General features: G+C 39.5%; 11 protein-coding genes. 2 read left to right on the top strand and 9 right to left on the bottom strand.

All coding sequences use genetic code 11. The annotated features are described in order from the left end of the window. Positions 1-223: 223 nt before the first annotated feature. On the bottom strand, positions 224-1,564 hold the full coding sequence (gene ffh / locus ASG14_RS00625) for a signal recognition particle protein (RefSeq protein ID WP_056869143.1): 1,341 nt from the start codon (positions 1,562-1,564) through the stop codon (positions 224-226). 470 nt (positions 1,565-2,034) lie between these two features. Here ffh and ASG14_RS00620 point away from each other — a divergent pair, with 470 nt between their 5' ends. Next, the gene (locus ASG14_RS00620) at positions 2,035-4,458 is read left to right on the top strand and encodes a DUF5916 domain-containing protein (protein WP_056869142.1); all 2,424 of its coding nucleotides are present in this window, start codon (positions 2,035-2,037) and stop codon (positions 4,456-4,458) included. 25 nt (positions 4,459-4,483) lie between these two features. Here ASG14_RS00620 and ASG14_RS00615 read toward each other — a convergent pair whose 3' ends face one another. The 8 genes from ASG14_RS00615 to ASG14_RS00580 all read right to left on the bottom strand — a co-directional run bounded on the left by ASG14_RS00615 (position 4,484) and on the right by ASG14_RS00580 (position 11,868). Next, positions 4,484-5,485, bottom strand: coding sequence for a DUF3078 domain-containing protein (locus ASG14_RS00615; RefSeq protein ID WP_056869141.1), 1,002 nt, complete (start codon positions 5,483-5,485; stop codon positions 4,484-4,486). A 98-nt stretch (positions 5,486-5,583) separates the two neighbouring features. After that, positions 5,584-5,910: a hypothetical protein gene (locus ASG14_RS00610; protein ID WP_200940301.1), complete on the bottom strand. Its 327-nt coding sequence runs from the start codon at positions 5,908-5,910 to the stop codon at positions 5,584-5,586. A 13-nt stretch (positions 5,911-5,923) separates the two neighbouring features. Continuing rightward, a complete protein-coding gene (locus tag ASG14_RS00605) occupies positions 5,924-6,658 on the bottom strand; it encodes a hypothetical protein (RefSeq protein WP_056869140.1) in 735 nt (244 codons plus the stop codon). 48 nt (positions 6,659-6,706) lie between these two features. Beyond that, positions 6,707-7,543 (bottom strand): glucosaminidase domain-containing protein, encoded by an 837-nt coding sequence (locus ASG14_RS00600; protein ID WP_056869139.1) that lies wholly within the window; start codon positions 7,541-7,543, stop codon positions 6,707-6,709. Between the two features lie 31 nt (positions 7,544-7,574). Next, positions 7,575-8,252: a glucosaminidase domain-containing protein gene (locus tag ASG14_RS00595; protein ID WP_056869138.1), complete on the bottom strand. Its 678-nt coding sequence runs from the start codon at positions 8,250-8,252 to the stop codon at positions 7,575-7,577. 45 nt (positions 8,253-8,297) lie between these two features. Then, a complete protein-coding gene (locus ASG14_RS00590; protein WP_056869137.1) occupies positions 8,298-8,933 on the bottom strand; it encodes an O-methyltransferase in 636 nt (211 codons plus the stop codon). Between the two features lie 9 nt (positions 8,934-8,942). Next, on the bottom strand, positions 8,943-9,359 hold the full coding sequence (gene ruvX / locus ASG14_RS00585) for a Holliday junction resolvase RuvX (RefSeq protein ID WP_056869136.1): 417 nt from the start codon (positions 9,357-9,359) through the stop codon (positions 8,943-8,945). Between the two features lie 85 nt (positions 9,360-9,444). Continuing rightward, positions 9,445-11,868 (bottom strand): outer membrane beta-barrel family protein, encoded by a 2,424-nt coding sequence (locus ASG14_RS00580; RefSeq protein ID WP_056869135.1) that lies wholly within the window; start codon positions 11,866-11,868, stop codon positions 9,445-9,447. Between the two features lie 217 nt (positions 11,869-12,085). Between ASG14_RS00580 and ASG14_RS00575 the strand changes: the two genes are divergently transcribed. Next, the gene (locus ASG14_RS00575) at positions 12,086-13,234 is read left to right on the top strand and encodes a DNA polymerase III subunit gamma/tau (RefSeq protein WP_056869134.1); all 1,149 of its coding nucleotides are present in this window, start codon (positions 12,086-12,088) and stop codon (positions 13,232-13,234) included. Position 13,235 lies beyond the last annotated feature (1 nt).

Here is a 13,235-nt window from a genome sequence, read left to right as displayed (position 1 = left end):
GCCTGTTTCAGTGTCGATACGAACTACTTTAGCAGTCGGTTTTTTACTGGCAACAAACGCTTCAGCCGAGGTGCAAAATCTAACTAACAAAATCGAAAAAACAAAAAAATCCCGGCCTTTCCTGGCCGGGATTTGTATATCTGCGATATGTTATCTTCGCTTTAATCTTTAGTCTTTAATCTTTCTGCTTTAAACTTTAACTTTTAGTCTTTCTACTCAAAGCCTACCGTTTCCCAAAAGGCATTTTTGGCATACCTTTCATCATAGCTGCTGCGGCTGCCGGATTCGAAAACTGCTTCATCATTTTACGCATGTCTTCAAATTGTTTAATCAGTTTGGTAACCTCTTCTATTTTGCTTCCCGAGCCTTTTGCAATACGTAAGCGTCTGCTTTGCTGAATCGCATCAGGATTTTCCTTTTCAAATGGAGTCATCGAATTAATGATGGCCTCGATAGATTTAAAAGCATCATCTTCAATGTCAACGTTTTTCATCATTTTGCCAACACCCGGAATCATGCCCATCAAATCTTTCATATTTCCCATCTTCTTAATTTGTTGAATCTGGTTGTAGAAATCGTTGAAATCGAATTTATTCTTGCGGATTTTTTTCTGTAATTCTGCGGCCTCTTTCTCATCGAACTGCATTTGAGCACGTTCTACCAGTGAAACCACATCACCCATACCTAAAATACGCGATGCCATACGGTCTGGATAGAACACATCCAGTGCTTCCATTTTTTCGCCGGTACCGATAAACTTAATCGGCTTATTTACAACCGATTTAATTGAAAGTGCAGCACCACCACGGGTATCGCCATCCAGTTTGGTTAAAACAACGCCGGTAAAATCAAGCCTGTCATTAAATATTTTGGCAGTATTTACAGCATCCTGTCCGGTCATCGAATCCACAACGAATAAAATTTCATGTGGCTGTGTTTTCGCTTTCACTTCCGAAATCTCATTCATCAGAGATTCATCAATCGCTAACCTACCGGCTGTATCAATTATAATTACATTGTTTCCATTTTGTTTACCATGCGCAATACCTTCCAGTGCTATAGCAACAGGGTCTTTCGATTCGCGGTTTGCATAAACCGAAACACCAACTGATGTACCTAAAACCTCCAATTGATCTACCGCTGCAGGACGATACATATCGCCGGCAACTAATAAAGGTTTTTTGCCTTTGCCTTTTAAGTGCAGGGCTAATTTACCGGCAAAAGTAGTTTTACCCGCACCGTTTAGGCCCGCTATTAAAATTACAGTTGGGTTTGCCTTTGTTTCTAATTCGGTAACCTCGCCACCCATTAAAGCAGCAAGCTCATCGTTCATTATTTTTGTGAGCAACTGGCCCGGCGAAACCGCTGTTAAAACGTTCTGGCCCAATGCCTTCTGCCTTACGTCATCCGTAAATGCTTTGGCGGTTTTATAGTTAACGTCGGCATCTAATAATGCTTTACGAATCTCTTTCATGGTTTCCGCCACGTTAATTTCCGTAATGCTGCCTTGTCCTTTTAATACTTTAAATGCTCTGTCTAGCTTGTCTTGTAAATTATCAAACATGTTTTTTTAAGCTAAAAAGCCAATCGCTGTGGGCGAAAAGCCAATGTTTCTAATAAAAGGCAAATGTATCAAATTTTGATTGTAAATCGCTGCACCTCAAAGTCAAAAATATTTACCTTAAAGATTGTAAAAACCATATTTTGAAAACGAAGGTTCGATGCTTTTTGGCAGGCTGCAGCCCCGCCATCCGCTGTAGCCCTCATAAAATATTCAGGGCTGCCGCTACTGTCGGGTTTAAGCACCGGGTTATGCCGCCCAAACGTAAAAAAGAGCACTAAGTTTGCCACTTAGCCCCGGGTGCAGCGGTACCCTGCAGCGGAGGAGGTACGACGAAGCAAAGCGTACAAGCGAAACACGGGAAGAAAGAAACCTTGGTTAGCAGAGCAATTGCGCTTCGAAATAACCATATTTTTTTTATTGGGTGCAACATTTCAATATACCGGGAGTCTTATATTCACTAAACCAAAGAAATGAGATTCTATCTAGCCCTTTTTTTTCTGTTCGCATATTCTTTTTCCAGGGCACAAGACCCCGCAAAACAAAAGCAATTATCGGCTGTGAGAACAACTGAAACGCCAAAAATTGATGGGCTTTTGGACGATGCCTGCTGGGTAAACGTACCTGTGGCCACCGATTTTTTTGAAATTAGACCTGTGCCCGGAAGAGTTGAAAAGCAAGACAGAAGAACAGAAATGAAAGTGCTTTATGATGATGTGGCGATTTATGTGTATGCCCGCATGTATGATGATAAGGATAGTGTTTCCCACGAACTGGTTTCGCGGGATAACATTGGTAACGCCGATTTTATTTCGATAATTGTTGACCCGTTTTATGATAAAATGAACGGAAACGGGTTTTTTGTTACTGCAGCGGGTGTGCAGTTTGATGCAAAATACTCGCAGGTTGGAGATGAAGACCCAAACTGGAATGCCGTTTGGGAAAGTGCTGTAAAAATTGATGAAAAAGGCTGGACCTGCGAAATGAAGATTCCTTATTCAGCGCTACGTTTTTCGAGCAAAGACGTACAAAATTGGGGCTTAAATTTTAGCCGGAGAATACAACGCACCAACATCCAAACGTTTTGGAATTTTGTAGACCCAAAAGTTAACGGCTTCATCAATCAGGAGGGGCTATTCTCGGGCATTAAAGACATAAAACCGCCACTGCGCCTTTCCTTCTCTCCCTACATTTCTGCCTATGTTAACCATTATCCGGTAAATCTTCCGGGCGTTAAAAACACCACTTCGCGGTTTAATGGCGGTATGGATGTAAAATATGGTATAAACAACAGTTTTACACTAGATATGACGCTTGTGCCTGATTTTGGCCAGGTGCAATCTGATAACCGCATTCTTAACCTTACGCCATTTGAAGTAAAATTTAATGAGAACCGCCAGTTTTTTACTGAAGGAACAGAACTATTTAATAAAGGCGATTTGTTTTACTCTAAAAGAATTGGGTCTATACCTGCTTACTATAATTACAGTGGTATCGGCGCAGGCGATAAAATTGTGAAAGACCAAACGGAGGCGAAAGTTTTAAATGCAACTAAAATTTCGGGGCGTACGGCGAAAGGTTTAGGTATTGGCATTTTTAATGCGATTACCAACAGTATGCAAACCGAGGTAGAAGATGCGCAGGGCAATTTACGGAATGTAGAAACCCAGCCACTTACAAATTATAACATTTTGGTTTTCGACCAATCGTTGAAAAACAACAGTTCGGCAACTTTTATAAATACCAATGTTTTAAGGCAGGGAAGTGCTTATGATGCCAATGTTAGTGCTTTGCTTTTTAACTTAAATAACAAAGGCAATAAATACTTTATTAATGGTGGCGCAAAAATGAGTTATATAAAAGGTGCCGAAACCAGTACCGGCTACAGTTATACCTTAAGGCTTGGTAAACAAAGCGGCAATTTTACCTGGAGTTACAACCAGGTTTATGCCGATAATAAATTCGACCCTTCGGATATGGGCTTTTTTACCAACAATAACTTTTTAGATCAAAGAATTGGTTTTGGGTACAACATTTTTAAACCCGGTAAATGGTACAATGAGTGGCAAAACTGGTTTAATACTTCGTATTCTCGAAGAGTGGCACCAGGCGACTATCAAAGCTATGGCATTGAAGCAGGCTCGTATGTGCGGTTTAAAAATTTATGGTCGGCGGAGGTGGATGTAAACTATGATGCGAAAGCCAATGACTTTTATGAAGCTAGAAACGGACAGGTTTATAAGGCACCAGAAAACTTTACAGTAGGTCTTTACATAAATCCAAACCGGGCAAAGGCTTATAATTTCGGAGGTAATATTCGTTACCGCGAGCAGCAGCTGTTTAAGGGGAAATCGTATAACTTTTACTTTTTCCAAAATTTCAGGTTAAACGATAAAATAGCCTTTGGGTTAGATTTGAACTTCAACCCAAATTATAATTATGTAAACTGGGTTACCGCACAAGGAAATGAGGCAATTTTTTCTAAATACGACCGGAGAACGGTAGAAAATTCTTTCGATGCAAAATATACCTTTACCAATTTAATGGGTTTAACCGTGGTGCTAAGGCATTATTGGAGCGATAGAAGAAATAAGGATTTCTACCTGTTAAAGCCTGATGGTAATTTAACGGATTACCAAGGCCCTGCACTTACAGGAACGGATAGAAATTATAACGTGTTTAACATCGATTTAATTTATACCTGGCAGTTTGCGCCTGGCAGTACACTTTCAGTATCATACAAAGATGCGGCCGAAACTTACGACACCTTTTATACGCAACGATACAATAAAAACCTGAGTGGTATACTAAACTCGCCTCAAAATAACAGCTTATCGGTAAAGGTTTTGTATTATATAGATTACCTGGATTTGAAGAAAAAGCACAAAAAAATTTAAAGCCAAAAGGCTTTAGCAGCATGTTTTATCTGGGAAATACGAATGCGAAGCCAAGCGCCAAAGTTTGGCTGGCTTGCACTTTGTTGGTGCCTGTATCCATATCATAAAGTAAAACACCGGTTAAGCTGGTGTTCATGTACCGGTTAATCTTCGCGGTTAACGCTACATCGAGCCTATGGTCTACACGTTTAACGGCAATGTCTTCGTAAGGAATAAACATTGCATAACGGGCTTTCAAATTTGTATTGGTAAAGATGTCTTTATCGAAGGCTGCTACGATTTGAAATGCCAGTTCATTTCTAAACTGCTTGCCAGGCGTTACGCCATAGTTTTTTGGATTTGTTCGGTATAAAGCCGTATCGAGTACAAAAGTTTGGCGGGCCGTTCCGGTACCAATCCTCGTAGAAAAATATTTATTTGGCTTATACTCAAAACCGACAGATTCGGTTAAATAGCCGGGGCCCATAAATTTGGAAATTAGCGTAGCAGTTTCCGTTCCGTTTACGGTTGCATAAGAGTAACCATTATCAAACTGAGATTCAAAGTTTACAGAACCGAAAAAATACCAGTTTTTCGACAATTGGAAAGAGGCTTTATTATCCCAGAAAATCCTGTCGTTGGTTTTCTTTTGTAGTTGGTCTTTGTTTTTAATTTTTCCGTATTGAAGAATCACCTCACTCACATAGCTGTAGCTGTTTTTACTGTATTCGGCTTTCCAGTTTAGTAAGCCACCAACCGCGATAGAGTTTACACCCCCACCTTTCCAGTTATCGCTAAACTGCGCCTGGTTAATATTTATTCCGATGGCTGTTTTGGTTTTCCAGTAATTTACCTTGGCATTTACAATAGCAGGCCGAAGTTTAACCGGTTCAAACTGCAAAGGAAGTGTTCTGCTTGGCAGCGGACTGCGTTTAAGCTTAATGTTCAGATCCTTCGTGTTGATTGGAATGGTATCAATCTCCTGTGCATATAGTTTCGCAGAACTGAGGCTTAAAATGATGATTAAGGAAATTAAAAAATTCTTCATTGGTTACAAAGAAAAAGAAAATATTCAGAGATTGAAAGATTTAGCAAATGATTTTGCTTCGAAGAAACCAATTTGGAATCAGTTTCTAAAAATGCTTTTTATCGATTATCCCGCAACCAACCAAACCAATTGCCTTTTTTAAGGTAGTTTAAATCGTGCTCGTGCTTATAAGCTTCTTCCTCGAAAATAATTTTTCGGTAGGCTAAATCGTGTTGTTTATGTCTGGCTAAGTTAATGAGGTAATTACCTAAATAAAGGATGTAAAAAGGCAAAATTAAGAGTTCTAATTGCTGCCTCAGGTGTATTTTCTCGTGATTTATAATTTCCTTATCCGTCTTGTAGCTTTCCTTTTTCAATAAAATAAACGGAAAAATAGCCATTCCTGCAGCTGGCAAACTTTTTACGATTAAAATTGGCGCTTTCAAAACTTATCTGTGCTTAATTGTGAAGTGGTGGCAATCGCAAGGCCTGTGGATTTAGGCGATAGCTTTTGTAAGCATTTCTAACAAACAGGTTAAAGGCGTAGTCATTAGCATCGAGCACGAACTGATAGGTTGGGCGGTATTGCTCCATAAAATCTTTCAGTTCGGCGCCATTAATGCCCAAAATTTGCTGTACGAGATTAGGTGTAAAACGATAATCGATCATGTCCTCTTTATAATCTTTCTCTAAAATTTTTTGAAGGTGACGGGCATTTTTCCCCTGCCTGCTTAAGAGATTATAAATGGCATCAATACCTAAACCAACACCGCCACTTCCCAAATTCAGTAAATCTTTGCTGCTGCCGCGGTCAGTTGCATATTTATATTCTTTCAGTGCTTTTTCATATTGCGCCTGCGGCGAAAGTCTTTTCTGCTGTATTAAAACATCCCTCAAACGGATACCCAAAGAATTTAGCTGAAAATAAGCAGCAGGCTGCCCTTTAAAAATAACGGTATCCACACCGTAACCAGATAAAGCGGCAACCAACGTGTCGCCCGGCATTGCATAAGTACTAAACTCGCCTTTGGTGGTATTGTAGAGTCCATCGCCGGTTCTGGTGTTGTAGATGTAAACTTTTGCCAGCCGTTGTTTGGTTTCTTTATCAATAACAATGCCCTGCACAGGTTTGGTTTGCGCAAAAAGCAACGCCGAAAGGCTAAAAAACAATATAAAAACGGCTAAAAATTTCATTGGATAACAAAGCTACAACATAACTGGCTGTAAGCATTTTGATTAACATTATTTAACCTTCAATACCTGGCCTAGTTTAATTGCATCGGTCGTCATATTGTTCAGCAACTTTAAATCATCTACACTAATGTTAAAACGTTTCGCAATGTTGTAAAGTGTATCCCCTTTAACAACTGTGTAAGTTCCGTCTGCCAGAATTGGTTTTGCACCTGCTGGTGGCGTATCTACAGGTGTAAATTTTGCCTTTTCCTGCGGGATGTTTTGATTAATCTCCGAAAAAACCCGGTCTTCGCGGGCAATTTTTTGTTTCTCTGTTTCAGACTGGTCGTATTGATAGAGCTGATATTTTTCTATCGTATTAATCAACAAGTCGGGATATTTTGGATTTGTTGCATACCCGGCCTGCTTTAACCCCTGAGCCCAGCTTTTGTAATCATTTTTATCCAGTTGAAACAAAGCGCTGTAACGTTTCCGTTTTAAAAATTCTGAATGGTCTTTAAACGATTCGCGGGCGTCCTTGTAAACCCTAAAACAATCGTTTTTCTGGTCATCATCTCTAAAATAGTTCTTCCCTTTCCAATCTGAAGTACATTTAATACCAAAATGATTATTCGCATATTTTGCCAAATCGCTGTTGCCGCTTCCCGATTCTAAAATTCCCTGTGCAAGCGTTATACTCGCCGGAATACCGTATGCGTTCATTTCTTCAATGGCAACAGATTTAAATTCATCAATGTAACTTAAGGTATTGTAGCTTTTATAAGTGTTGTTGTTGGCTTTGTTGGCAGCCTTTTCTATCTGTTTGTTATTTTTAGAAAATTTACGTGTGGCGCACGAGCTAAATAACGCCATGGTTAGTACCAGATAGATGCATTTTTTTTTCATTTGAACGATTAGTTTTTCCAGGGGTTTCGCTTTAAAGCTTAATTTTCTGACCAGGCTTTAAATTTGCCTTTTTCATTCCGTTTTTCAGCATAATCGCTTTTACGGTTGTACCTTTCTTTTTGGCAATAACGCTTAAATTATCGCCGCTTTTAATGGTATAGGTGTTTGCTTTTCTTAGTTTATTAATTTTACGGTGGTAGGTGCTGGTGGCATAAACGGGTTCTTCGTAACCCTCAGGGCGTTCATCGTATTGGTAAAGTTCGTACTTTTTCACCAGTGCAATTACCTGATTTGCCCAGCTCCTGCTATGGGCATATCCCGAGCGCTGTATGCCTTTAGCCCAGCCTTTGTAATCATATTGGTCGTATTTTCCGAACAGACTGTTAAAAGGCGATCGGGTTTCCATAATCTCGACGAAATGGCTGTAAGATTCATCAGCGCTTAAATAATCGCGATAAGAGGAACGAATTTCTATGTTATTATTCGGCCCCTTAACGCCAAAGTGGTTGTTAAGGTGTTGTGCAATGCGGCTGTTTCCCGCCGCAGATTCGTGAATGGCTACGGCCAAAATTAAGCTCGCCGGAATTTTATGGTCACGCATGAGCGTTTGTGCAAATTCTACGTGCTCAGCAATATAATCTTCGGTAACCTGTGCCTTTGCCAGTAAACCTGATAAAAGCAAAAAACATAGACTAAATATTTTTATCATAATTGTAGTTGGGTCTTACCCTTTAGTGCTTTGCTAACGGATGTTCTATTTCTTTCTAATCATAAACAAGCCATCCCGAACCGGAAGTATTAATTTTTCAACACGTTCATCATCAGCTATTTTATCATTAAAACTAGTTATATTTTTGGTGTCTTTGTCTTGTTTCTGCTGAAGTACTTTTCCACTCCAAAGCACGTTATCAACAATTATTATCCCGCCAGAACGAACCCTGTCGAAAATTAAATCATAATAAAAGCCATTGTTTTTTTTGTCTGCATCAATGAAAACGATGTCGAAAACTTCATCTAAATCGTTTACGGTTTCTGTGGCATCGCCTAAAATATATTTAATCTGAGTGTTGTAGCCAGATTTTTCGAAGTTGGAGCGAACCATTTCCTCAAGTTCAGCATTTATGTCTAACGTGTAAATTATCCCGTCTTTTGTTAAGCCTTCGGCAAGGCAAATTGTGGCATACCCGGTAAAAGTGCCGATTTCCAAAATCCTCTTCGGCGCAACCATCTTGCTTAGCATTGATAAAACCCTACCCTGATAATGACCGGAAAGCATGCGTGGCATTAACACTTTAAGGTTCGTTTCGCGGTCTATATTTTTAAGCAAATCGCTTTCCGGTTCGCAGTAAGCAAGGAGTAGGTTTTGTAAATCGTCGTTTATCAGGCTCATTTTATTTGATTATAAACGGTTCATTTCCATAAAATATTGCAAAATCAGTGTGGCGGCAATCGTATCAACACGCTCTTTGTTTTGCCTGTCTGTTTTTTTCAAGCCACTATTTAGAATTGCCTGATGAGCCATTTTTGAAGTAAAACGCTCATCAACCCAGTGTTGCGGGATGCCTGGAAAGGCCTTTTTCAACAAAGTGGAAAAGCCTTTTGCATGTTGCTTAGCGTCAGAGTCAGAGCCATCCATTTGCTTCGGATCCCCGATAACAAATGCTTCTACCTGTTCGGTTAGCAGGTATTTTTTGATAAATTCTATGGCATCTTTTGGGTGTACGGTATCCAAACCAGTGGCAATAATTTGCAAAGGGTCTGTAACCGCGATGCCAATTCGTTTTGTTCCGTAATCAAAAGCTAAAATCCGAGCCATAGAAAATAATGAAAGCCCCAAAGGTAAGGTTTTTTAAGAAATCAGGTTTTTCGACCAGAAACTGCTGCTTGCGTTAAAGCAAAAACTATGATCCTGCTCTTTTCATTTCATCGGTTGCGCCCCCGTTTGAGCGCTTAACGGCTTTTAGCGGTTTACCAAACCGGTAGGTAAAGCTGAGTACAAAAAGACGGCTATCACGTATGAGTTTGAAATATTCCCGGGCCTGTGGAAAATCTGTCAAACCCTCCATCGCCTGCGTAAAAAAGATATCTCTTACATTAAATTTAACGTTCGCTTTTCCCTTCAGCATCGATTTTGAAATCCCCGCAGAAACCTGGCCTGTTGGATAAAGTAATTCCTGTAAATCATTACGGGCTTTAGTTATGTAGTAGCCAGAAATTTCTGCATTTAGCGTTTTGTTTAGGTTAAACTGATTATTAACACTAAACTGAAACTGATTTACCGAAGAGTTATAACTTATGTTCTGATAGCCATCGAGTTTTTTATAGTTGTAATTAGCCTGACCATTAAACGACCACCATTTTACAGGATAAAATTGAATTGAAGTAGATACACCAAAGTTTCGCAGCTCACCCACGTTGCCATCGGTATAAATTAAAATGTTGGTGCCTTCTGAAAGAAAAAGTTGAGAAAAGTAGTTTTCAACAACGCTATAAGAAATTGTTGTCGTTAATAGTTGCTTAAAACGGTGGCTCAGTTCCATGTTCCAGCTGTATTGTGGCACTATAAAAGGGTTTCCTCTTTGCAGTGTATACTTATTTACAATAAAAACAAATGGATTGAGTTTTTGATAGGCCGGCCGGTCTATCCGTCTGCTTGCGGTTAAGGTTAAAGCATTTAAAGAGTCCAGGTCGTAACTCAGGTATCCCGAAGGAAAAAAGTTACCATATGTTCTCGAAAAAGACGAATCGGGCTTTATGGCATTGCCAAGCTGATGGGCCTTATAATCTGTGTGTTCATAGCGCAAGCCAACTTGTGCGTTCAGTTTGCCAATTTTACGCTCAAAACTGCTGTAAAGTGCATTTATAGTTTCCTTGTATTGAAAATGATTGCTTCTGTTCAAATCTACTGAGCGAGTATCGCCATTCGAATTAATGTACCCCGCTGTGTTATCCGTATTTATTGATGATGATTTAAATCCAGATTCAAGCTGTGAATTTTTGCCGAAGTGGATTACATGGTCTGCTTTGGCCGATAATATTTTAATGCTTGATGGAATTTCGATATCTGTTCCCGTAACATAACCATTAACCGAAAGCAACCTGTTCGTAAATTCCTGGTCATTATTCATGCTATACTTCAATACGTCTAAATCAACAGATAAATCCTGATCGTTTCCAATAGCCTGTTTCAGGCTTAAATTTATGGCGCCGTTTTTAAATTTATACTGGCTTAAGCTGGTTGTAGAAACTGCAGAATCTACCAGGCCAGAGGGTTGCTTCCAGTTTGCAACGGCGTCACTGCCGCCAGTTCGGTTAATTAATGTTCCGCTTAAAGCCAGGCCAAGTGTGGTGTTTTTTGAGGCATAAAAATCTAAACCGGTCTTTAGAAACGAGTAATGCGTTAAATTTTTTATCGCCGTTGTCTGGTCAAGGGTTCCGGTAATTGAATTTTGCTTACCGAAATAATTTCTGGACGCAAGTATATCGGTAAAGTTATTGTTTGCATTAAAACTCGCAGTAGCAAAGGCGTTTACGCGGCCTTTTCGGTAATTTAAAAGCAAGCCATTATTGTTTTTATAATCTCTACTCCATCCGCCAATAATTGTTACCGAACCATTAAAACCTTCCTGCGTATTTTTTTTCGTTTTGATATTAATTATTCCACCATTCCCACTGGCATCATATTTTGCCGATGGATTTGTGATGAGTTCTATCTGGCTAACCTGCAAAGCGCTCATGCCAGACAACATATTCGTTAAATCACTTCCCGAAAGGTAAGTTGGCTTTTCATCAATCATAACCAGAACTGTAGATTTCCCCTGCAAACTAATGTTGCCTTCCTTATCAACCATAACACCAGGAGATTGCTCGAGCAATTCTAAAACCGAGGTGCCCGTATTCGTAGTGGTGGCGTCTACATTGAGAATAACTTTTCCTTTAATGTGTTGTATGGGAGGTTTTCTTGCTTCGATAACAACTTCTCTTAAAACCTGGCTGCTGGGTAAAATTCTGATATTTAATGCAGAGATTGCAAATGGCGATTTAATTTGAGTGGTTTTGTGCGGTTCATATCCAACGGCCTTTACATTAAAAAAATACGTTCCGGCCGGGGGGTCGTTAAAAAGAACAGCTCCCTTTTTATCTGTTTTAGCAGTTTTGAATAATTTTGTGCCTTTAGCAAGAACGAGCTCAACCGTTACGTTTTCGAAAGGTTTGCTCCTTTCATTTAGAACAGTTATTTTAATGGTTTTTATCTTTTTTTGGCTAAAGCTAGTTATTGTTGAGAGCAATAAAAAAAGCAATAACAAAGACTTTAAAAAGTTCATTTGTATAAGTAATAGTTAGTTTTGGTCGGGTCGATTGGGTTTCAAAGATAATGAAAACCAAGTATATATGTTAATCTTCGAAAGTTAAATATTTTGACTATTGTCATCATCTCTGCGTGGTCTTTATGGCATTATTTTTAGGTGTTTGTGGTTTCGTTTCCGTCAAATTCTATCCTTAAATACCAACAATTCATATCTATTTCTTATTTTGCACCAAATGCAGTTTAAAGAAATCATAGGGCAGGAAAAGATTAAGCAACACTTGATTCAAACGGTGAAGGAAAACCGTGTAAGTCATGCGCAGCTTTTTTTATCGCCTGTTGGTTCGGGTGCGCTACCTCTGGCGGTAGCGTATGCACAATATGTAAATTGTCTGGATAAAGGTGCTACAGATAGCTGCGGCGAGTGCTCTAGCTGTAGAAAGTATGAGCGGTTAATCCATCCCGACTTGCATTTTTCTTACCCTTTCTTTGCCTCCACAAGTATAAAAACGGCTGTTGATGTTTTGGATGACTGGCGGAACATGCTGTTGCAGGACCCATATTTTGATATGGACATCTGGCGCTCAAAACTGGAGGCCGCAAATAAGCAGGCCAACATTCCAATTGGCGAATGCCATGATATTATTAAAAAATTAAGCTACAAGGCTTTCGAAGCTGAAACAAAAGTGCTGATAATGTGGTTGCCGGAATACCTCGATAAATCGGGCAATGCTTTGCTCAAATTAATTGAAGAGCCACCTGCAAATACCCTTTTTATATTGGTTGCTCAAAGTCAGGACCAGATTTTAACAACCATTTTATCTCGTACGCAAATTGTAAAAATCCCTAAATTAAGTAGTGATGATATTTCTGAATATCTACTCGCCAACAGCGGTTTAAATTCACACCAGGCAGTTGATTATGCTTTTTTAGCCGATGGAAACCTGATAGAAGCAAAAGCGCTTGCTGCCGATGTGCAGAGCGACAGTTCCGGGATATTTACAAGCTGGTTGCGTATGGGCTTTGGAAATAAAGTGCCCGATTTGATTGACTTTACTGACGAAGCAGCCAAATGGGGCAGGGAAAATCAAAAGAATTTTTTAAAGTTCGGGATTAACTATTTGCGGGAATGCTGCCTGCTTATAAGTGGTGCCGATGCATTAGTAAAATTGCCGCCGTTAACCATGGAAACGGCTAAAAAGTTGAGTCAGCATGTATTAACATTGCCAATGGCAGAAGCAATAATTGCTGAGCTCGAAAAAGCACATTACCACATTGAAAGAAATGCAAACCCGAAAATTCTGTTTTTAGATGTATCTTTACAATTGGTAAAAATTATCAAGTTTAAAACGCTCCCTCAGGGGACTCAATATATATACAATTAAT

Source organism: Pedobacter sp. Leaf194 (assembly GCF_001423945.1).
Lineage (GTDB): Bacteria > Bacteroidota > Bacteroidia > Sphingobacteriales > Sphingobacteriaceae > Pedobacter.
Note: the sequence above shows the minus strand (reverse complement) of the source record. Positions and strands in the feature narration are given on the sequence as shown.

Bases quoted from the DNA above. Each gene is read 5' to 3' on its own strand.
- ffh (WP_056869143.1), bottom strand. From the start codon at position 1,564: ATGTTTGATAATTTACAAGACAAGCTAGACAGAGCATTTAAAGTATTA.
- ASG14_RS00620 (WP_056869142.1), top strand. From the start codon at position 2,035: ATGAGATTCTATCTAGCCCTTTTTTTTCTGTTCGCATATTCTTTTTCC.
- ASG14_RS00615 (WP_056869141.1), bottom strand. From the start codon at position 5,485: ATGAAGAATTTTTTAATTTCCTTAATCATCATTTTAAGCCTCAGTTCT.
- ASG14_RS00605 (WP_056869140.1), bottom strand. From the start codon at position 6,658: ATGAAATTTTTAGCCGTTTTTATATTGTTTTTTAGCCTTTCGGCGTTG.
- ASG14_RS00600 (WP_056869139.1), bottom strand. From the start codon at position 7,543: ATGAAAAAAAAATGCATCTATCTGGTACTAACCATGGCGTTATTTAGC.
- ASG14_RS00595 (WP_056869138.1), bottom strand. From the start codon at position 8,252: ATGATAAAAATATTTAGTCTATGTTTTTTGCTTTTATCAGGTTTACTG.
- ASG14_RS00590 (WP_056869137.1), bottom strand. From the start codon at position 8,933: ATGAGCCTGATAAACGACGATTTACAAAACCTACTCCTTGCTTACTGC.
- ruvX (WP_056869136.1), bottom strand. From the start codon at position 9,359: ATGGCTCGGATTTTAGCTTTTGATTACGGAACAAAACGAATTGGCATC.
- ASG14_RS00580 (WP_056869135.1), bottom strand. From the start codon at position 11,868: ATGAACTTTTTAAAGTCTTTGTTATTGCTTTTTTTATTGCTCTCAACA.
- ASG14_RS00575 (WP_056869134.1), top strand. From the start codon at position 12,086: ATGCAGTTTAAAGAAATCATAGGGCAGGAAAAGATTAAGCAACACTTG.